At 50.4% G+C, this 21,465-nt stretch carries 16 protein-coding genes and 1 tRNA gene; 6 read left to right on the plus strand and 11 right to left on the minus strand.

The window, feature by feature from the left end; all coding sequences use genetic code 11:
- The first annotated feature begins 707 nt into the window (after positions 1–707).
- Positions 708–878, plus strand: a complete 171-nt coding sequence (locus tag QZ311_RS05650; RefSeq protein ID WP_297065211.1) for a hypothetical protein — start codon at positions 708–710, stop codon at positions 876–878.
- 85 nt (positions 879–963) lie between these two features.
- On the opposite strand, the gene QZ311_RS05655 is transcribed toward QZ311_RS05650, so the two are convergent.
- Positions 964–1,037 (minus strand) — tRNA-Arg (locus QZ311_RS05655).
- Between the two features lie 85 nt (positions 1,038–1,122).
- Here QZ311_RS05655 and zupT point away from each other — a divergent pair.
- The 4 genes from zupT to QZ311_RS05675 all read left to right on the plus strand — a co-directional run bounded on the left by zupT (position 1,123) and on the right by QZ311_RS05675 (position 5,822).
- Positions 1,123–1,926, plus strand: coding sequence for a zinc transporter ZupT (gene zupT / locus QZ311_RS05660; RefSeq protein WP_297065214.1), 804 nt, complete (start codon positions 1,123–1,125; stop codon positions 1,924–1,926).
- A gap of 90 nt (positions 1,927–2,016) precedes the next feature.
- Positions 2,017–2,334, plus strand: a complete 318-nt coding sequence (locus tag QZ311_RS05665; RefSeq protein WP_297065217.1) for a hypothetical protein — start codon at positions 2,017–2,019, stop codon at positions 2,332–2,334.
- 125 nt (positions 2,335–2,459) lie between these two features.
- Positions 2,460–4,640, plus strand: coding sequence for a TonB-dependent receptor (locus QZ311_RS05670; protein WP_297065220.1), 2,181 nt, complete (start codon positions 2,460–2,462; stop codon positions 4,638–4,640).
- A gap of 171 nt (positions 4,641–4,811) precedes the next feature.
- Positions 4,812–5,822: an ROK family protein gene (locus QZ311_RS05675; protein ID WP_297065223.1), complete on the plus strand. Its 1,011-nt coding sequence runs from the start codon at positions 4,812–4,814 to the stop codon at positions 5,820–5,822.
- A 236-nt stretch (positions 5,823–6,058) separates the two neighbouring features.
- On the opposite strand, the gene QZ311_RS05680 is transcribed toward QZ311_RS05675, so the two are convergent.
- From QZ311_RS05680 to QZ311_RS05700, 5 genes are all read right to left on the minus strand, one after another.
- Positions 6,059–6,787, minus strand: a complete 729-nt coding sequence (locus QZ311_RS05680; RefSeq protein WP_297065225.1) for an MBL fold metallo-hydrolase — start codon at positions 6,785–6,787, stop codon at positions 6,059–6,061.
- 96 nt (positions 6,788–6,883) lie between these two features.
- Complete coding sequence (locus QZ311_RS05685; protein ID WP_297065227.1) at positions 6,884–7,810, minus strand: hypothetical protein; 927 nt, start codon at positions 7,808–7,810, stop codon at positions 6,884–6,886.
- Positions 7,811–7,919: 109 nt separating this feature from the next.
- Positions 7,920–10,016, minus strand: coding sequence for a prolyl oligopeptidase family serine peptidase (locus QZ311_RS05690; protein WP_297065322.1), 2,097 nt, complete (start codon positions 10,014–10,016; stop codon positions 7,920–7,922).
- A 264-nt stretch (positions 10,017–10,280) separates the two neighbouring features.
- Positions 10,281–11,417 carry a vWA domain-containing protein gene (locus QZ311_RS05695; RefSeq protein WP_297065230.1) on the minus strand — a complete coding sequence of 379 codons (1,137 nt, stop codon included), beginning with the start codon at positions 11,415–11,417 and terminating at the stop codon, positions 10,281–10,283.
- A gap of 1,042 nt (positions 11,418–12,459) precedes the next feature.
- The gene (locus tag QZ311_RS05700; protein WP_297065233.1) at positions 12,460–13,485 is read right to left on the minus strand and encodes an FAD:protein FMN transferase; all 1,026 of its coding nucleotides are present in this window, start codon (positions 13,483–13,485) and stop codon (positions 12,460–12,462) included.
- A gap of 243 nt (positions 13,486–13,728) precedes the next feature.
- Here QZ311_RS05700 and QZ311_RS05705 point away from each other — a divergent pair, with 243 nt between their 5' ends.
- Positions 13,729–14,280 (plus strand): DJ-1 family glyoxalase III, encoded by a 552-nt coding sequence (locus QZ311_RS05705; protein WP_297065236.1) that lies wholly within the window; start codon positions 13,729–13,731, stop codon positions 14,278–14,280.
- A 169-nt stretch (positions 14,281–14,449) separates the two neighbouring features.
- Here the strand turns inward: QZ311_RS05705 and QZ311_RS05710 are convergent, their stop codons facing one another.
- The 5 genes from QZ311_RS05710 to QZ311_RS05730 all read right to left on the minus strand — a co-directional run bounded on the left by QZ311_RS05710 (position 14,450) and on the right by QZ311_RS05730 (position 21,451).
- A complete protein-coding gene (locus QZ311_RS05710) occupies positions 14,450–15,412 on the minus strand; it encodes a diacylglycerol kinase family protein (protein WP_297065239.1) in 963 nt (320 codons plus the stop codon).
- A 20-nt stretch (positions 15,413–15,432) separates the two neighbouring features.
- The gene (locus tag QZ311_RS05715; RefSeq protein WP_297065241.1) at positions 15,433–15,753 is read right to left on the minus strand and encodes a T9SS type A sorting domain-containing protein; all 321 of its coding nucleotides are present in this window, start codon (positions 15,751–15,753) and stop codon (positions 15,433–15,435) included.
- Between the two features lie 278 nt (positions 15,754–16,031).
- Entirely contained in the window at positions 16,032–17,066 is a 1,035-nt protein-coding gene (locus tag QZ311_RS05720) for a linear amide C-N hydrolase (protein ID WP_297065244.1), read from the minus strand.
- A gap of 85 nt (positions 17,067–17,151) precedes the next feature.
- Positions 17,152–18,615, minus strand: a complete 1,464-nt coding sequence (locus QZ311_RS05725) for a Na+/H+ antiporter NhaC family protein (protein WP_297065247.1) — start codon at positions 18,613–18,615, stop codon at positions 17,152–17,154.
- A 358-nt stretch (positions 18,616–18,973) separates the two neighbouring features.
- A complete protein-coding gene (locus QZ311_RS05730; RefSeq protein WP_297065250.1) occupies positions 18,974–21,451 on the minus strand; it encodes a DUF6359 domain-containing protein in 2,478 nt (825 codons plus the stop codon).
- Between the last annotated feature and the right edge of the window lie 14 nt (positions 21,452–21,465).

Below are 21,465 nucleotides of genomic sequence, written 5' to 3' on the forward strand. Positions count from 1 at the left end.
CATAGTTACTATATTTGCACTGTGTTTTCATGGTATTAGATTTAAGGTTAAAGAACAAAAGGGCTGTCGCGATGACAGCCCTTTGTTTTTTCATATTTTTCTGTGAGGTACGTCGGCCCTTCAGTCTCTCTGCCGTCGGTCGGCATTGTCGTTTTTGGGGAGAAGAAAAAAATTTTTTCAAAAAAAAAGAAATATCCGTGAACCATTTTGCCTCGAAGTTCGTTCTAAAGACAAGTTACTATATTTGCACTGTGTTTTCATGGTATTAGATTTAAGGTTAAAGAACAAAAGGGCTGTCGTGATGACAGCCCTTTGTTTTTTCATATTTTTCTGTGAGGGTATGTAGGTCCTTCCGTCTCTCTGCCGTCGGTCTGCACTATCGTTTTTGGGGGTAGAAAAAATTTTTTCAAAAAAAAGAAATATCCGTGAACCATTTTGCCTCGAAGATCGTTCTAAAGACAAGTTACTATATTTGCACTGTGTTTTCATGGTATTAGATTTAAGGTTAAAGAACAAAAGGGCTGTCGCGATGACAGCCCTGTAGTCTTTTTTTACGGTCGGAAAGTTGAATTGCAATAAAAGTTAATTGTTTGAACCGAAAAAGCGGTAGCGCGTTTTAGATGATGTAAGGGTGACGGTCTTGTCTCGCTCTGGTGATTGAGCCTTCGCCCGGTACTGATTTACGAATATAATAAAAACTATCTATTATGGAAATTCTCAAACATCACGAGCACGAGGAGGCATCTTGCCACCGTCACAAACTACTCCACTGCATTATTCATGCCACCCTTCAGGTTGCGACTCTTGCTGTAGCGGCCGTCACTCTTGCTGAGGTCGAAAAGCTTCATCAGAAAGTCAAGATGTTGCACCGCAAATGACGATAACCTGCATGCACGAATTGTGAAAAAATACAAAAGCCATCCCGAAGTAGACCCGTCGGAATGGCTTTTTCCTTAACCTTAGTGACTCCTACAGGATTCAAACCTGTAACCTTCTGATCCGTAGTCAGATGCTCTATTCAGTTGAGCTAAGGAGCCGTTTGCGAGTGCAAAATTACTGCTTTGTTTTTATTCTGCCAAATTTTTTGACAACTTTTTTTAATTGCGCTTCAACATTTTTTTCATGCCTGAATTTTCAACCATACTTATTGCCTTGGGACTTACGGCATTGGCCGGTCTTTCGACCGGTGTCGGGGCTTTGATATCTTTTTTCACCCGCAGCACCGATACGCGTCTGCTGGCCGGCGCACTCGGTCTGTCGGCAGGTGTCATGGTCTACATTTCATTCATGGAGCTTATGCCTCAGGCGGTCGAATCGCTCGAGGCTATTTATTCAGACCGTGTGGCAGCTTCAATAATGCTTGCTGCCTTTTTTGGCGGAATCGGTCTTATCGCTGTCATAGACTATTTTGTCCCGGAGGACGAGAACCCTCATGAGACCCATAGCCTGAGCGAACTTGAGACATCCGGCAGCCACCATAAACTGAAACGTACCGGCACGATGCTTGCACTTGCCATAGGGATACATAATTTTCCTGAAGGCATGGCCACTTTTATTTCATGTCTCGACGGACTCGAAGTTGCGCTTCCGATTATGGTCGCGATAGCCATCCACAACATTCCGGAGGGGATTGCGGTCTCTGTCCCCATCTATCATTCCACCGGCAACCGTCGCAAGGCTTTGCGCTATTCACTCATCTCAGGACTTGCCGAGCCGGTCGGCGCGCTTGTCGGCATGGCTTTCCTGCTGCCGTTCTGGTCACCGATGGTCAATGCCATCTGTCTGGCATCTGTTGCCGGTATTATGGTCTATATCGCTTTCGACGAACTCCTGCCAAGCGCGGAGAGTTTCGGTCACCACCATCTCTCGCTTCTTGGGGTGATTATCGGCATGGCTCTGATGGCATTTACCATTCTGGTTCTGTGAGAATTAGAGTGGCTGATGAGCGACGAGTTTGGAAATACTGATTTTTATTCATAATTTTGCACTTGATTTTAAAGTATAGTCATCAATTCAATGCGTTTCCTTTCATTTGTCATAGCCATGTTTGTCATGCTCATGTGCACAGCGCCTGCATTTGAGGCTGACATGTGTGCCCTCCACAGCGTGGAGTGTGACTGTGGTGACGGATGTGACGACGCTTGTGACAGTGGCGGATGCGACTGCTGCTCTCCGTTCATAGCATGTACGACATGCTCGGGATTTGTCGCGATTGCTCAGACGGTCGTTGCCACTCCGGTTGTGATTGACTATGCTGTGAGGATATATACTCCGGTCCGACGCATACCGGAAGCCTTTATTTCGGTCGATACACCACCCCCGCTTTATTGCTGAGTTTCTTCCGGCTATGGTGATGACACGTGCTGTCATTGCCGTTGCATGGACAGGACCACGGTTTCACATACGTAGCCGTGGCAGTGATTAATGTGCAATAATCCAATCAAAAAACTCAGCTTACAATGAAAAAGACAATAATATTCATGGCGATAATGCTCTTATCGCTTCAGATGGCTTATGCCGAAAATATATTTAAAGCTAAAATAATTGATAGCGATTGCGGAGAGACGCTTGTCGGGGCGACAGCCATCGTTCAAGGGACTGACAGAGGTGCTATTGCGGATGCCGAAGGGTTTCTGACGATTACCGGAATTCCTGATGGCCTGCAGACAATCATATTCTCATGTACCGGCTACGAGACTGAGCAGAAGAAATTCACTTTCCCTCTCGCTAATCCGGATGAAATAGTGGTCATTTCTCTCGAAGAAGAGGAGATGGAGCTTGATGAGGTGGTGGTGACTGCCACGCGCGGTACGCGTACATTCAAGGATCTTCCAACGCGTGTGGAATTTATAGGTTCGGAGGAGCTTGAGGAAAAAAGTCTTATGAAACCGGGCGACATCAGGATGCTCCTGAGCGAAAGCACCGGCATACAGACGCAGCAGACATCTGCCATTTCCGGCAATTCCCTGATTAAGATTCAGGGTCTTGATGGCAAATACACACAGATTCTCAAAGACGGTTTCCCCGCATTCTCGGGAGCGGCAGCCGGACTCGGTTTGCTTCAGACTCCTCCGCTCGATCTCAAGCAGGTCGAGATTATCAAAGGTTCGTCGAGCACGCTCTATGGTGGCGGTGCGATTGCCGGTCTCGTCAACCTCGTGTCGAAAACCCCGGAGGAGAAGCGCGACTTTCAGGTTCAGCTCAACGGCACGACGGCCAAAGGCCTCGATGTCAATTCATTCTTCGGACAGCGTTTCGGCAAGGTAGGCACGACGATTTTTGCATCCTACAATCGCAACTGGGCTTATGACCCTTCGGATGTCGGCTTCACGGCCATCCCTGAATTTGACCGTTTCACATTCAACCCGACATTGTTTCTCTATCCGGGCGACAAGACAACTGCAAGCCTCGGCATCGAGGCCATGGTCGAGGACCGTCTCGGAGGTGATATGTATTACATCAAACACGGTCACACCGAGGAGCATCCCTATTTTGAACGCAACCGTTCGCAGCGCTATAGTTCGCGCCTGTCTGTCCGCCATAGTTTCGATGACCGCACCAGCCTGAATGTCAAGAACAGCGTGACCCTCTTCCGCCGTAAGATTGCCATCCCCGATTACCGCTTCGACGGTGACCAGTGGTCGACTTTCAGCGAAGTTTCCTTCCTGCGTTCCGGCAACCGCAGCGAGTGGGTGGGCGGTCTCAACGTCTGGACCGAGCATTTCGGCGAGAAACGCCTGACCCAGATGCCGGTGCGTGATTTCTCGATTAACACCTTTGGCCTTTTTGTGCAGAATACCACTAATATAAGCGACAGATTCATACTTGAGACCGGATTGCGCGGTGATTATGTGCATGACTACGGTTTCGCCGTGCTCCCGCGCTTGTCGGCTCTGTTTAAACTCACCGATAAGTTTTCGACCCGTATCGGCGGTGGATTCGGCTACAAGCCGCCGTCCATTTTCTCGGAGGAGAGCGAGAGACTGCAATATGAAAACGTGTTGCCTATCGACAGTAAATTCAACAAACTCGAACGCAGCTACGGAGCTAATGTCGATTTCAACTATCGCACTTCGTTTGCCGACGGACGCGTTATTTTTACAGTCAACCAGCTTTTCTTCTATACATATCTCCGCCACCCTCTCGAACTGAGACGTGAGCCCGACGGACTTTACCGCTTCTACAACATAGCGGGCAATATGAACAGCAAGGGTGCGGAGACCAATGTCAAAGTGATGTATTCGGATTTCAGCCTTTTCCTCGGTTACACCTACACCGATGCCCGCGTAAGGGAGGGCGGTAGCAGCCGGGCCAAGACTCTCACTCCGAAACACAGGCTCAACTCGATGCTCATGTATGAGATTGAGGACAGTTGGCGTGTGGGTTATGAACTCTACTATGTCGGCCGTCAGCATCTGACCGATGGACTCATGGGCAAAGACTATGTGACCATGGGATTCATGATTCAGAAAATATGGGACGGGATTTCGGTTTATGCCAATTTTGAAAACTTCACCGATCGTCGCCAGACGCGCTTCGACACCATCTATACCGGAAGTGTGACCAACCCGGAGTTTCGCGACATTTACGCGCCGCTCGACGGTTTCGTGGCTAATGCCGGTGTAATATTGAAATTCTGATAGCAGTAAGCCACATGGCTCAAACAGGGGACTCGGACCATCCGGTTGGTTCGAGTCTCTTTTTTTGCGTTAAATAACTCATAAATTTTTTAAAACATTTCGGTAGCACGAAAGATTTTGTAATTTTGTAATCCACAAATCCTAATAAAACAATCTCAAAAATCAAATCCAATGAGTAAACCTTATGTTTTAGGTATCGACATAGGTGGAACCAACACCGTGTTTGGCATTGTTGACGCCCGTGGCGTTGTTCTTGCAAGTTCATCAATCAAAACCCAGAAGCATGCAGATTTTGATGCTTATCTTGATGAGCTTCACACAGAAGTGATTCGTCTTCTTGAAGCTAACGATGCTGTCGACAAGATTCTCGGAATCGGCATCGGCGCTCCGAATGCGAATTATTATACCGGAACGATCGAAGGCAAGGTAAATCTCCCTTGGCCGTCTCCTCTGCCACTCGCACAGATCGTAAGCGAGAAGTTCGGCATCCCGGTTGCAATCACCAATGACGCAAACGCTGCTGCTATCGGCGAGATGACTTACGGAGCTGCCCGCGGTCTGCGCGATTTCATCATGATTACACTCGGCACTGGCGTAGGCAGCGGTATCGTCATCAACGGCCAGCTCGTCTATGGTCACGACGGTTTTGCCGGTGAGCTGGGCCACACCATAATCCGCCGCAACAACGGCCGTCTTTGCGGATGTGGACGCACTGGCTGTCTCGAAGCCTATTGCTCGGCTACAGGTGTCGCACGCACCGCCCGCGAATTCCTTGAAATCCGCGAGGATGATTCACTGTTGCGCGAGCTTCCGATTGACGCTATCACGTCAAAGGATGTCTATGACGCTGCCATGAAGGGCGACAAGCTTGCAAAGGAGATTTTTGAATACACAGGTAATATTCTTGGCGAAGCGCTTGCCGATTTCACCGTGTTCTCTTCGCCTGAGGCTATTATCCTGTTCGGCGGTCTTGCAAAGTCGGGCGACCTGCTGATGCGTCCTCTCCGCGAGTCGATGGAGAAAAACATGCTCCATATCTTCAAGGGCAAAGTCAAAGTGATTCCTTCGGAACTCAAGGAGGCTGATGCCGCTGTCCTCGGAGCGAGCGCTCTCGGCTGGGAGGCAGGCAAGGCTAATTCCGCCCCCAACCCCGTAGCGGTCCCCGTCAAGGTTAATGAATGAGCATTGCATTTTATCGGTCATAAGTAACAGACAAAACCATACATTATTTATAGGAAACTACTCTGTGTCGGATTGGCGACATAGAGTAGTTTTGTTGTAAGAGACAGTTGGTTCAATATGATTACCCCCGGTCATCGGAACTACAATCCGATGACCGGGGGTGTTATGTTTTTTGGCGGTTTTGGAGATGACTTGAGGTTTATATTCCCGGTGTGAAATTCAGTTTCATGATAGTCTTACCTGATTTCCACGCTGAAGCCGGGTTTGTCGAGGCAGTGGCATTTGGTTGATGAGCCAGCCGGGACATACGACTGGAAATCACATGCTTTCTGTGGTTCGCCCCAGAAATGCATCGGGAAGAAATTGTCGACCTTGACTTTCGAGAGGAAGATTTCAGCGCCTTTTGCGAAATCCGCACCCATTCGGGCATCGACGGGGAACATCGCGATTTTTATTTCAGGGATATCCTCGGCTATACGGTTGACGATTTTTTCGAACTTGGCCTGAGCTTCGGCAACTTCGCGCTCGGTCGATTCCTCGCTCCAGTGCCAGTCGTTGAGGTCGCCGGCATGGAAAATAACATCTCCTTCAGCGGTGGTGATGGCGTAGCTTACGCCTGCGTCAGTCGAGCCATAGGCTCTGACTTCCTTCGTGCCGGGAATCTGGTCGATGACATCCCCGGCCGACATCCAAGCAACCGAAAGTCCCTTTTTGGGGACGAGTTTCGAGAATATGTCGTTGGAAAGCACATAGGTGCGCTTGCGTTCCTGAGCAAGTTCGAATATCGAGGTGTTGAAGTGGTCGGGATGATGGTGTGACACGAAGAACACCACGTCTTTCGAAGGATTGTCGTTCAATACCTTTTCGAGTTTCCTGTCGGGGTCTTTGTAGTAGTCAAACACCATGACTGCCTGCGGGGTTGTGACAGCAAACCCGCTGTGGTCAAGATATGTTACAGTAATCATAGCTCTGTTATATTTTTTGTTTAGATATGTTTTCAATGCGACCGGCCGCCGTCGGGCAGCCTCCATTATATCTAACACAGAGCCGGGGGGAGGGGTTCAATGACGGTACAACTTCAATATTCCGTCCTCAAACACAAGGTAGATGCCATTTTCATAGAGCCACACTTCGCGGATGTATGAATTGTCTGCTCCACGGTCTACTTCGCGCGGTGAGCCGAGTGCCAGACGGCATTCCTCGCGGGTCATGTCGAGCGCCACGCGTCCGTTGATTATCTTGTCCCACATCTCATCGGTGATCGACGGATATTTCAGCCTCGGGTTTGTGAATGAGAATAAGGCCGGGAAGGAACGCGGAGTATAGCTTCGCGGACCGGGATGGAGAAAAAGGCGTGCTGAAGTGCCGCGTTCGTCTGTGAATGACACCTTGATAGGGTAGATGTCGTTGCCCGGAGTCACTGAATCGACTGTCACCGGGACAAACTGACGGCCGTTGAGCGAATTGTCGGTGTCGTCGCGCCATGTGCGTGTGAGCACATAATAATGTTGTCCGTCCATGAGGCGGCGGGCATCGTCGACGAGGCTTTCCTGAATGGTGAAAGGCACGCTGAGTGGTCCTTGCTCCATCACTTTGGCGATGGGGCGGCTGATACGGTAGACAAAGGTGCGTCCGTCGCCCGGTTCTGCGATGAAACTGATATCGGTGACTGACGTTCCTGTGATTGAAGGCGCTTCCTTCGCGCCGGTAAATATGAGGGTCTTTCCCCCGAGCGAGTCGTAGGGCGATGCAGTAGCCCCGAAAATCAGGCGTATTTTGTCGTTGGTCACTCTGAAGCGCTTCCCGGGTTTCCATTCCCCGAGGCTTTCGTCGGTGACATGGGCGAGAAATGTGTCCTCAGGAGTGACTGTGATATTTTCGCGTTTCACTTCGCGGTCGCCCACTCGCGGGGTGTATTCCACTCCGGTGAAGCAGCTGCTGAGAAAAGCTGTGAGCAGGATTGCTGGGAGAAATCGTAACTTATCCATTATAATTGAGTTTATGGTTTAAGGCATGTCATGCCTTAAACCATAAACTTTTCAGTGGCCTTTGGAGGCGTTAAATTTTACATCTTAAAAAATCTGCGACTCATTCGTGTCATTTAGGCTCTATGCCGAGGTTGTCAAACATGAACGAGTACATGTCGGTGTATTCCTCAAGCACCTTGGCTATGGGCTTGCCTGCTCCGTGGCCTGCCTTGGAGTCGATGCGGATGAGTTTGGGAGCGTCGCCGGTATCCGATGCCTGAAGGGTTGCGGCATACTTGAATGAGTGTGCGGGCACTACGCGGTCGTCGTGGTCAGCCGTGGTGACGAGGATTGCGGGATAGGGTGTGCCGTCGTTCTTGATATTGTGGATGGGCGAGTATTCGAAGAGATACTTGGCCATTTCGGGTGAGTCGGCGCTTGTGCCGTAGTCCGAAGCCCAGTTCCAGCCGATGGTGAAGAGATGGTAGCGCATCATGTCCATTACGCCCACACGGGGGATTGCGACTTTGAACAGGTCGGGACGCAGGTTGACTGTCGCGCCTACGAGCAGACCGCCGTTGCTGCCGCCTTCGATTGTGAGATAGTCGGGTGAGGTCCAGCCTTCGTCAATGAGATATTCGGCTGCAGCGATGAAGTCGTTGAACACGTTGAGCTTGTTCATCTTTGTTCCGGCTTCGTGCCATGCCTCGCCATACTCAGAGCCACCGCGGAGGTTGGCCTGCGCATAGATGACACCGTTTTCAAGCAGGAAGAGACGGTTGGGCGAGAATCCCGGGGTAAGCGATACGTTGAAACCGCCGTAGCCGTAGAGGTAGACGGGATTCTTTCCGTTGCGCTCAAGACCTTTCTTATAGGTGAGGAACATGGGGACTTTAGTGCCGTCGGCCGAGGTGTAGAACACCTGTTCCGTTACGTAGTCGTCGAGGTTTACGTCCTTGATTTCAGGCTGGAAGAGCATGCGGCTTTCACCTGTCTTCACGTCATAGGCATACTGTGCTGCCGGTGAGGTGAATGAAGTGAACGTATAGTAGATGTCCTCGGGATATTTGCGCTCGGTGTAGAGGCTGACCGAACCATAGCCGGGGAGCTTCATGTCGCCCTCCTTTTTGCCGTCGATGGAATAGATGGCAATCTGGTTGGCTGCATCTTTCTCATAGGTGAGGAAGAGCTTGTCGCCGGCAAACTGTGCGCCTGTCAGCACGCCTTCGGCTTCGGGGACGAGTTCTTTCCAGTTCTCGATTGAGGGATTGGCAAGATCGGCCACCATAAGACGGTTTTTGGGTGCGCCGTATGAGGTGAGGATGTATATCTTGTTGTTGATGACGTCGATGACACCGTTGCTGTATTCCTGAGTCGGAGCCATTGTCACCCATGCTCCGTTCTTACGGACTTTGAGCTCGTTGCCCACGCCTTGGCCGCCTACGCTGACAAACAAGACTGGCTGTGACTCAGCCACGTCGGCCGAATGGAAGTGGAACGGATGTGCCGGGTCGCTGAATGCCACTGTGTCATCGCTCTGTGGAGTTCCGATTTTGTGATAGTAGACAAGATGGTTCTGGTTGGCGTTTGAGAATTCCTTGCCGGCCTCGGGTGCGGGGTAGGCGCTGTAGTAGAATCCGTCGCCGTCCCATGAAGCTCCTGTGAATTTGGCCCACTTTATGTGGTCGGGAAGGAGTTCTTTTGTCTTTGTGTCCATCACGTAGATTTCGGTCCAGTCGCTGCCGCTGCGGCTGATGGTGTAGGCGGTATATTTGCCGTCTTTCGACTGGAATACGCCGGTGAGCGCCACTGTTCCGTCGTCGCTGAGCTTGTTGGGGTCAAGGAAAACTTCGCGCTCGGTGGAGTCGAGGGTCGGTTTGCGGTAGAGAATCGACTGGTTCTGGAGTCCGTCGTTCTCATAGAAATAAAACATTCCGTCGTTTTCACGATAGGTCAGACCGCGCTTCATGTAGTTGTTGAGGTCGGTGAGGCGCGAGTTGATTTTCGAGCGGAAGGGGATTTTTGAGAGATAAGCGTTGGTTACCGCGTTCTCGGCCTCGACCCATTTGAGCGTTTCGGCTGCGGTGTCGTTTTCGAGAGGACGGTAGTTGTCGGGGACGACCATACCGAAAATAGTGTCGACTGTCCCGTCGGCAGGAGCTGCGGGATATGACAGCTGCTTCTGTTGCGAGCAGCTTCCAAATGTCGCGAGAGCCATTGTGGTCATGAGCGAATAGCCTAAGTTTCGTGATATTGACATAGTTGCTTGTTGAAGAAATGTGACTTACATCCACAAATTTACGATTTAATTTCCAATCTTTGTCAACAGTTCGAATTTTTTAATACAAACCACGCTCTGGCGACCGCTGAAAACGGATTGTATGGATATGCCAAATGCACAGCCGGCAGAATAGTCCGTAATCGGACCTGTTCTGTCGGCTGGCATCGTGTTGATTATCCGGCTGTGTGCCGGAGAGGTTTCAGTTGTCGTTTAGAGGGCTTCGAAGATAACGGTGAACGTACGTTCGGCGCGTACCGTACCGTCTTCCGAGAGTATGGTTATGCGCACTTCATGTGGCTGACCGTCCATAAGGTCGCGGATATTGGTTATGCGTACAACATAAGAGTTTCGCATCGCGTCAGTCACGGGGAGGTCTTCGAGTGTCACTCCGGTGAAACTGCTGTTTGTATAGATTACAGTACCGCCGGTATATTCCGACATCAGGCGGTTTGCTTCATATCTGTCTGAGCTCTCTGATGAGCTGTACACGGTATGGATTGTACCCAATGTCGTGTCCCAATCGCTAAGGAGTGATTCGACTGAGAAACGGTCGATGTTACGATTCTGATTAGGCTCGTCGGTGAAATTTACAAAAATTCTGTTGGCGTTTTTGCGGAACGTAAACAAGTCGGTAGCAAAGCGGAGTGCGGCCATTCCACATTCATAAGAAGAATTGCCTCCTGTGCGGTACGATTCTGCATTAGAGATGAATGTCTCAGCGTCAGAATCGGTAAATCCCATGGTTCGAGATGTCCCGGAAATGCCCGGACGGTTGAGATAATCGCTGAGGTTCTGGTAAGAAGTTACATTCATAGCTCCGGTGATTGCGCCATCGTAGCCTACACAACCAAACTGAATGTCAAGGCTGGTCTTTGATAGCTTTTCGGCCCATGCGGTTATATCGCGTGCTATTGCATTGGCTTCCTGCGACATTGATCCGGAGTTGTCTACGAGGAAAACGAGGTCGACAGGCACTGTGCGTTCGTTGTTGTCGTCGGCTGTATTGTAGACTTTTACGCCTTTCGGCTGTCCGTCGACTTCAATCCAGATGTTTTGTCCGATTTCGCCAGTGCCGAGCAGTCGAAGCCATTCGAGGGTTGCTTTGTCCTGAATGCCTGTCATGTCGATTCTGAAAACGGCAGCTCCCTCCTCATCTACAGTTGTATACTGTATGTTGGGGATAGTGGCGTTGGGTTCGTCGTTGAGTTCGGGGTTCGGCTGGGCCTGATTGTCTTTGGGGATGTCGGTACGGTCTTCGGGAGTCGTTTTGTCGTCATCGGAGCAAGACGTGAGTGGGAATGCGCAGGCACAGAGCAGTGCTGCACAGCTCAAAAATTTGAGGTTCATGATGTGTAAATAAAAATAGGTTAAAAAAAATATAGCTAATATCGCTTATAGCAACTTATTTTCTTGTACTTATAGCTGATTGTGTATTGTGGCGGTATCCGGATGCAAAATTAATTAATTATTTTTAATAAAAGTGTCTTATCTGTAAAAAAAATATAGGATGTCTCGCCGACCTTTGATTTTCAATCGATTATTGTTGAGAGGATATGAAAAATGTCGCATACCAGTTTTTACAAGGAATGCGACATTCGTGGATATTGTTGGATTTTGTCTGTGGATAGACTTAAATAAGGGACGAGTCTGAACGTCTGTGGTGGTTTGACGGCACTATTACCGCTTTTAATCTGTCGTTTGCCGACGTTCTATGTCCCGTTTGGGCGTATGTGCCTGACTTTTAGAGCTCGTGATAGTTCTGAGAGTCATTGACACGATACATGAGGGCTGCTGATTCGCAATACCACTCGATGGCTTTTTTGACCATTTTTGTTACTTTCATAATGTGTTCATTTTAAAAGTTAAACATACATGGGATTAATTGATTGAGCTCGTGAGGCAAGAGACGTGAGGAGAAAGCCTCGGGAGCGTGTAGTGGTGTGTGTAGTTCATTTTTCCTCGTCCAGAGAGCGGAAACTGCAGTCGCCGGTAGGACGAAAACAGTCTCGCTCGCCGAGAGTACGGAAGAAAGTGTGAACGTCTGCCTTGAGAACTTTAAACATGTTGTTCATAATTGCAGAATTTTAAATTAAACCTAATAAAAACAATCTTTAATAAAACAATCTTTACCTTTTTTTCTTATTCCGCAGGCTGTTTTACTGAATCCATCTCTATGGAAATTCAGTTTCTTTTGCAGCTTGCTTGTTGACTTGCGTCAATTACTAAACAATCGAATACGCTGCAAAGTTAGATAGAATTTGTGGAATTATGTTATAAAAATATGTTGTTTAACACAAAACCTGCCTGAAACGGCTCTAATTTCGGTATTTTAACAATGTTAATTAAAAGTGTTAAAGCTACACTTATCCTTTATTTTCGTCTTATGCCGTCATTTTCTGATTTCAGGAAAGCCCTGAGTCGGGACTATGACATAGCTTGAATCAGCCGGATTTAGGGTGACCAGAAGCGCTTCTATGCCACTGAGACTGTCGAGCATCGCTATGGCACTGTCGGAACTCATGGCCATGCAGGCTGTGGCATAGGCATCGGCCTCCATTGCTGACGGTGCGATGACTGTCGCCGACAGCAGGTCGGTGTGGGCCGGGAGTCCGTCGGAGGTGCTGATGGTGTGCCATACACGTCCCGAAGGGGTCTGCTTGAAATTGCGGTAGTTGCCTGAGGTGGCGATTCCGCAGTCGGTCACGGCGATTACAGCCATGCGTGAATGGATGACCGATGTGTCGTTTTCGAGAGGGGCATCGACCATGATGCGCCACTCCTCGCCACGTGGATTTTTCCCGCTGAGGGCGATTTCTCCGCCGATTTCAATCATGAAGTCCTCACATCCGTTGCGTCGCAGCATCTCTCCGACGAGGTCACAGCCGTAGCCCTTTGTGATGGCCGAGAAATTGAACTCTGTCTGCGGCGTTTTGCGGACAATGTGGTTTCCGCTGTCGATACGGCACTCGGAAATCCCTACCGAGCACATCACGCTGTCGAGCATCTCGCGTGTCGGCTCTACACCTGTCTTCCTGTAGCCGAATCCCCAGAGGTTGATGAGTGGGGCGAGTGTCGGGTCGAAGCGTCCGTAGCTTGCGCGGTTCACTTCCTGCGATTTGAGGAATATACGTCTGACAAGCGAGTCTGCCTCGCAGACCTCCCCACGGTTTATGCGCGAAATCAAGGAGCTGTCGTTGAATGGCGACAGCGACATCTCGACCTGTTTCATCACCTTGATGATTGAATCGTTGAGGTCGCGGTCTGAATTATAGCATATATTATAGGTGGTGTTCCAGACTCCTCCCTGAAAGCTGCGGTAGGCTGTCGCTCCGTTGCATGAACTGATGAGCGTGAGTGACATTAGTACACCAAACAGGTACAGAATCTTCCATTTTGTAAGAATATTACGGGTCATAACAGTAATTTTTCTTCAAAATTACTAAAATAATCAAAAATAATGGATATATTTGCGATTAACTTGTGTTACATATGAAAAACCTAATATCACTAACCTATCTTTATACATCTCTCAATGAAAAAAATTTCGCTATTGCTCTTTCCTCTTGTTGTTATGGCTCTGTTTACGTACGTTCTTTGCAAACCTACTGCCAGTGCTGAAACTAAGACTGACTCAAACTTGAAAGAAGAGATAACTATTATGGAAAAGACTTATGTATTTCTCGCAGATGGCTTCGAGGAAATCGAGGCTCTCGCGACAGTAGACCTTCTCCGCCGTGCAGGCGTCAATGTGGAGACTGTGTCCGTCAATCCGACCCTTGCTGTAAAGGGTGCTCACGGTGTTGAGGTCGCAGCCGACATCATGCTTGCCGACTGTCCTGAAGGTGCTAAAATGTATATACTTCCCGGCGGTATGCCCGGAGCGAAGAATCTGGCCGACAATGCACACGTCTGCCGTCTGCTCACCGCCCAGCACAAGAACGGAGGCAAGATTGCTGCCATTTGTGCCGCCCCTGCGGTCGTGCTTGCTCCGCTTGGTATAATTGACGGCTACGAGGCCACATGCTATCCCGGGTTTGAAGAGGGCGTGATTGCCGGTGGAGCCCGTCACAAGAACCAGCGTGTGGTTGTCGACCGCAATGTCATCACCGCCAACGGACCGTCGTCGGCTATTCCTTTTGCCCTCTCTATCATCGAGGCCCTCAAGAATCAGGACAGCGCCGACACTGTTGCCAAAGGCATCCTCCTCTGACAATCAATAGGCCACGGATGCCGGACCGTTGCCTTGTAAAAACAGCATATTTCATTCATTCCCCTCGGAATCGGCTTCAAGTGAAGTCCTCCTGTCAGGTAATGAATGAAATATGCTGTTTTTATTCCGGTCAGTGCGACCTTCGGATATGTCTTTAATGTGTGCCTGCTTACGCTTTCTGGAATATATTGGACACAGCGATTTTGAAATCGTTGAACATCGCCGTCACCGGTGTGAGTATGGGTTTGAACGGACGGACAGTGCTCGGAGTGAATACGCGGAGACCATTGTGGTGGCAGCGGATGTCGAGACGGTCGGTCATTTCCATCGGTTCGCCGTCGAGGTGTGAAGGGCCTCGGCGCTCGCGTTCGATAACTATATTGTCGGTGCGGAATGTGTTGATAAGCATGTTGCGCTCAATCATGCCTGTCATCATGTCGACTCCGACAAGGGCGGTCGACAAAGTGTTGCCGGCATGGATTATGGTGACATCGAGAAGCCCGTCGTTGATTGAGGCGCTCGGGGCGATATAGGCGTTGTTGCCATATTGCGATGCGTTGCACACGGCCACGAGGAATGCCCGTTCGGTCAGCTTCTTGCCGTTGGCGCTGATCGTGTAGTATTCCGGCTCGTAATTGGCATATGTCTCAAATGTACTCTGGATATATGTGAGTTTGCCGCGTGTCTTCTTGCGTGCGAAAGCGGCGCTCACCGCGGCGTCAAACCCTACGCCGAACGTGCAGAAAAACTTGTTGTCGTTGACCGTTGCGTAGTCGATGTCTTCCGGGTGGTTTTCCATTATGACCTTCAGTCCCTCGCGGATGTCAATCGGAATTCCGAGATGGCGGGCCAGTCCGTTGCCGGATCCGCACGGCAGGATTCCGAGCACGACTCCTGTCCCGCAAAGAGCCGCAGCCGTTTCGTTGATTGTACCGTCGCCCCCGGCGGCAAGTACAATTCCACACCCTTTTTCCACGGCCGAAAGGGCAAGGCGTGTGGCATCACCGTGGCCTTTGGTGTAGACGGTTTCGACTTCCCAGCCAAGAGGGCTGAGCGACTCGGCGACCAGACGGTCAAGTCCGGCCTTATTGCGAGTGCCGGAGATAGGATTGATAATCAGACGTACTTTCATGCAAGAGTGTTGAGAGGGCATCAGATGGTTACGCGTCGCGTTGTAGTGCCAATCTTCAGAATATAGATTCCCTTGGCGCTCATGTGAAGTCGGTGAGTCCCGGCGGGGAGGGTTTCCTGCGAAATAAGCTGGCCGAGAATCGTGAAGACTTTGACGTTGACCTCTCGCTGGGATATCACATATATGTGCCCGTCGCGCACGGCAACGTCAGTCCATTCGGGGTCGCTTCGCTGTTCGGTGAATATGCGTCCGGGCGCGTCGACTGCCTCCCAGCGTGGGGCTGCTCCCGAAGTGAGCAGCGCTGAGATGACAATGAGCGCTATGACAATGAGTTGACGCATAGAGCGGAGATGTTTTATCTTTTTATTCTTTTGCAAAATTAAGAAAAATTTCCCCGAATTGCAAAAGCATTGGTTCCGGGGGTTGAAAAAACTATCTCTTTTACTCTGATGTCGGCCGGTATGAAAAAGACCGCCGTCATCCTTCTTTCCTCTAAGGATGGCGGCGGATTTGCTGGTGGTTGTGTGTGTTTTTTTAGTATGTGTATTTCCGATAAGATAAAGAGTATGGAAAGGAAAGCCGGATGTCATTTCCGGATTTTAGCTTTTTTTATCCCCTGTCAATACATCGGGGTGAACGGTTGTGCCTTGAATAGCTTCGAGGTTTCGTCGCCTAAGTAGTCCTTGCTCTTTGAGGTGTCGATTTTCATCACCGGTGCTCCCGGACGGAGGTCACACTTGTTGAGGTCGACATAGAAGATTCCCGGATTGGTCACGATGTCGAAATAGTAGAGGCGGTCGCGGATATTGGCAAACGAACGCCATTGGGTTGAGCTGACGTTGGCTTCGCCAGCCGTATATGTGTATGGGACTGATACGTTGAAGAGGATGGAGCGGATGATTGTCAGCCCGAGGTCGGCATCACCCGTCTTCTCGACATGATGGTCGAAGAAATAGGCTCTCACGAAGCGGTCGGGGCTCGAAACTGTGCCCGGAAGGGTATTTGTGCCTCCTTTGGCGAGCCAATATTCATTGATGGCGTTCATCTCAGGGAAATTGGGGTCGTTGGTGAGCACGGGGATGTCCTGTCCTTCATAGATGCGGAGGTCTCCGTCCTCGAATTCGATCATGGCCGACTTGCCTGTCTCGTCAGTGATGCCCCAGTGGAGTGTCGAGACAGTGCCGCTGTCGAATGTCGAGCCTGAGATAGTGAAATTCTGCTCGCGCAGCATCGCTACGGCCTCGTCGGTAGTGGCACACATGTCGAGCAGCCACGCCGGGAACATTGAGAGCGACATCGGCGGACGGTTGTTGGTCGAGTCGTTGACATAGACAGTTCCCTTGCAGAAAAGTCCACTGACCACAAGTCCTTTTTCGTTCATACCCTCGGTGACTCCACCGTCGTACCCGACGGCGTAAACCGCACCGTATTTCGATGTCCACTGGATTGCGCCGGGGAGATCGTGGCCTTTTTTCTCCATGCCGCGCGGATAGACATAGAGGTTGGTGGGAATCGGTGTTTTCCAGTCGAGCGAACGGCCCACGATGCGCAGGCTGTCGTTGCCGACATAAAGCACTCGCGAACATCCTGCCGCCGTGTTGTGAAGACTGGCTGCTGCGATGGCCATGGCTGCCGCAATAAATTTAGCTTTCATAATAAGTTGAAAATTGCTGGTGTTACGTGTTTTGAGTAATTAACACCGTGCCATGGCTTTAGGTTCGGTCCGGGTGGCCGTTTTTTCAGACGGCACTGTTTCGGGCTACACGGACTTGTGATTCTGGAGCGTTGCGTGCCTGTTCGGGTATCTTGAATCCCAGACGGGCTATAATGATGCTCATGACCGGAGTGAGGATGTTGAACACACAGCAGGGGAGATACGTGAGCGTGCCTACGCCAAGCACCGTTGCCTGTGTGAGTCCGCATGAGTTCCAAGGAATCAGCACAGAGGTGACGGAGATGGAGTCTTCCATTGCGCGGCTCAGCAGGCGCAGTTCGAGTCCGTTGCGCCTGTAGAGAGAACGATACATGTTGCCGGTGATGATGAGCGACAGATACTGGTCGGCCGTGCAGCAGTTCATCACCAGACCGCTGGTGACGGTGGCGCTGACAATGCTTGTGCGACGGCGCAGACGGTTTGTGAACGCGTTGGTTAGTTTTGTGAGCATTCCTGTCCCGATCATGACCGAGCCGAAAAGCATGGCGCTTAAGACGAGATAGACCGTGGGCATCATGCCGAGGATTCCGCCGGTGGTCACGAGATCGTCGAGAGCCGGATTGCCGGTCGTGAGGGCTGCTCCACTCCATAGCGATGTCGCAAGTGTGGCGACATCCATGCCTTCGTGTGACTGGAAGATGAAAATGCCGGCAGCACCCATCGCCGAGGCGATAAGCAGCACTTTAAGAGTCGGGACGCGCATGCCGATGAGTGTCATGGTCACAGCCGGGATTACAAGCGTCCACGGCGAGAGGTTGAAAGTAGAGCCGAGCGACGACAGCATGGCGCTTGCGTCGGGTGCATGCTCTGTCCCGGTGTTTATGCCGACGATGAAAAAGACAATCAGGGCGATGACTATGGCTGGAATGGTGGTGAACATCAGGTAGCGGATGTGCTCGAAGAGGTCGACTCCGGCAGTCGACGATGCGATTACCGTAGTGTCGCTCAGAGGCGACACCTTGTCGCCGAAATATGCTCCCGAGATGATTGCTCCGGCAATCCAAGGGTCACTGTAGCCCATCACTTCTCCGATGCCCATGAAGGCTACTCCGAGTGTGGCGATTGTGGTCCATGAGCTGCCGGTCAGCACGGAAATCGCCGAGCAGACCACGCAGGTCACCACGAGAAAGAATTTAGGACTTAGAATCTGGAGTCCATAGGATATAAGCGTCGGAACTACTCCGGAGAGCATCCATGTGGTGGCCACCATAGCTATGCAGATGAGGATAGGGATTGCCGGTAGAATCTGGACTGCACTTCTTTTGAAGCCGACTGCCAGTCCGCGTCGTGAGGCCACGCCTCCGATCAGTGCGAGAGACAATGCGATTGCCGTGGATGCCAGCAGGATATATGGACCGGACTCCGACACTGCGTCAGCTCCGCTGATGACAATGATAGAGATGAGGGCTACGAAAAGAAAGCTTATGGGGATGAGAGAGATGCCGAGCGAGGGGAGATTGCGACTGCCGAAAATACTGTGTTTATTCAATCTTATAAATCCGTTAAAATAAGTTAGTAATCTAATGGAAACTTGCTTGCGTGACCGGTGTGGTGACGGTCGGAAGCTAAGAATTTAAAAACAGGCTATAAAACAGCTTATAAGTACAAAATTAGTAAAAATCGGGCGTATTTCACAACACGCGTCTGACAAAACACGCTAAAATCTTAAAATTCATGTTAATGACTTGGCTTCGAGAATGTATTAATCGTCAAGCGACTTGTATTTTGTCGTGGATTTATTAAAACATGTATGTCAATCACATGTCTGGGTAACCGTATTCATCTACTGTAGGTCTTAAAAAAAAGAAACACCCATGTGGGTGTTTCTTTTTTTTAAGGCTATAAAGTTATTTGTCAGAAAGTTCAAAAGAAGTAGGAGCTTTTAGTCCTGGTAGCCTGAAATATGCAACTAATTGGCCTTCTATTTTAAGGAATTTCCCTAAATTTCCGGGATTATCCTTGAGATTAAGCTTGCTGCGACAATCAGTGTTTGCTACGAGTTGCACGGGAACACATTTGGTATAATCTTTCTCTGTTGGGCTCGCGGCTATAAGCAGATTTGACGCGCTTGATGACGGTATTTCGAAGTGGCTTCCTGATGAGATGTCAGCTCCGTCAACCCATCCCACGATGTAGCCTTCAACCCATGAAGTCGTACCGGGATTGTTAAGTGCGATTGCCGAAGGCACACTATAGGGAGCTTCTTTTGTCCCGTTTCCTTCTGGATTCACCGGAGTGTCGCCGCCACTTTGGCCTGCGAGGCTGAATGCGGTAGGAGCTTTAAGACCTGCCTGACCGAAATACTTTGTGAGTTGGCCTTCTATTTTAAGAAGTTTCCCGAGATTGTCAGGATGGTCCATAAGATTTACTTCTGTACGGATGTCGGTATTTGCGACAAGTTGGACAGGAACACACTTCGTATAATCCGTTTCGTTGGGATTGTCTGCGATAAGAACATTTGACGCGCTTGACGAAGGTACTTCGAAATGGCTACCTGTAGCGATGGCCGCGCCTTCTACCCAACCTACGATGTAGCCCTGAATCCATGACACAGAGCCAGGATTGTTAAGGCTGATTGTTTGAGATATGCTGTATGGCTTTGCCTCAGTTCCGTCACCGTCACCTGTGACTGGAGTGTCGGGAGTGTCACTACCGCCTTCGAGTACAAAGTCGGTAGGAGCTTTTATACCTGATTGGCTGAAATATTTTGTGAGTTGACCTTCAATCTTGAGCTTTTTCCCGAGGTTGCCAGGATTGTTCTGAAGATTGACCTTGTTGCGACATTCTGTGTCATAGACAAGTTGTACGGGCATACACTTTGTGTAGTCTGTTTCTGTCGGGGTAGCTGCGATGAGCACATTCGATGCATTTGAGGCGGGAACGCTGAAATGGCTTCCTGCCGAGATGTCAGCGCCCTCTACCCAACCTACGATATAGCCCTCTACCCATGCTGTAGAGCCTGGGTTGTTCAGAGCGATTGCCTGGCTGACCGAATATGGTTTCTCCTTTGTTCCGTCGCCTGTTCCGGGGGTGGGTTCGTCGCCGCCGGGCACTTCGACACCGTCGATGCGGAATGTCGATGCCGAGCCGTTGTTGCCTGTCACTGCGGGCATTGAGAGCTCAGTGCCGAAATTACCGCTGATCCACATCTGCTTCTTGTAGTTAGAAGGATTGTCGGGCAGATTGCCGTACTGACGGAGCTTTGATCCCTGCGGAAGATTGATGACCATACACTTTGTCCAGTCGGTGCAGTCGGCGCTCTGGGCGATGACGAGGGTGTTGTCAAGGTCAGGTTCGCCGGTGAACTGGATGTCGGCGTTTGAGCTGACTGTCTGTACGCCGGGCGCTACAGCTCCTACGATATAGCCTGTCAGCCATACGTTTGAAGCCGAACCGCCGTTGTTGATGATCGCGATAGCCTGATCTACGGTGTAGGGGTTGTCTTCAGCGCCCGGGCCGATGGTAGGATTGCCGAAGTTCATACATCCGTTTCGGTCAAGGAGCAGGAGCTGCCAGCCACCGCTTGAGTGGTAGCTGAGTAGACCGACCACGTCGCCATGACCTTCGGGAAGGATGTCGGCATAGAAATTGGAATAGCCGCTGGTGCGCACATTGATTGTTCCGCCGTCAGAGAGTGTCAGCGCACGGTTGACGGTTTCCTTGCTCGCTGCAAACGCTTCCTTGCCGCCATCTGCGAAATAGCAGTTGTTGAATCTAACGAGCTGGCTCTGCCATTTGCGGAGCACTTCGGGGCCGCCTGACAGTTCGGAGAGCGAATTGACCGTGATGGTGTCGACAGCCGCCAGATCGGGTAGGCCGTTGAGCTGCGAGTGCTTGACGAATTCCTGATATGGCATGAAGGTGGTCTGCTGGCCGTATTGCTGAGAGTCCTCTGGCGAACCGAGCTGCTGGAGGCCGGCATACTTGCCTATTGTCATTCCGGTGAGGTCGATCACCACTTCCTGTCCGCGGCGATACTGGTTGCTCATCGAGTTGGCATTGATGCTCATGGCAAGCGCACCTGTCTCATCCTGAATGACGAGTGACTTGTAGATGTTGCCTGAGGCATCCGATGAAATCACGTGGCCTTTTACCAGAAGGCGTTTTCCGTTTTCGGCTTCACCGATTTGCTTGTAATAGTTATCGGCGTCTTCCCAGAATTCGGTTTTGATTTCGTTGATGGTCTTCACCTCATAGTTTTCGGTGTCGTTGAGCCAGGATGACTCGGGGTCTGTCATGCCCGGAGCGTCGAAATCGTCCTGACAGGCCGTCAGCGAGAGCGCACCGGCGAATAGCAGGCTCAGATATGTCTTGAAATTTCTCATAGTTTTTGTCTTTG

The organism is uncultured Duncaniella sp., assembly GCF_910578445.1.
Classification (GTDB): domain Bacteria; phylum Bacteroidota; class Bacteroidia; order Bacteroidales; family Muribaculaceae; genus Duncaniella.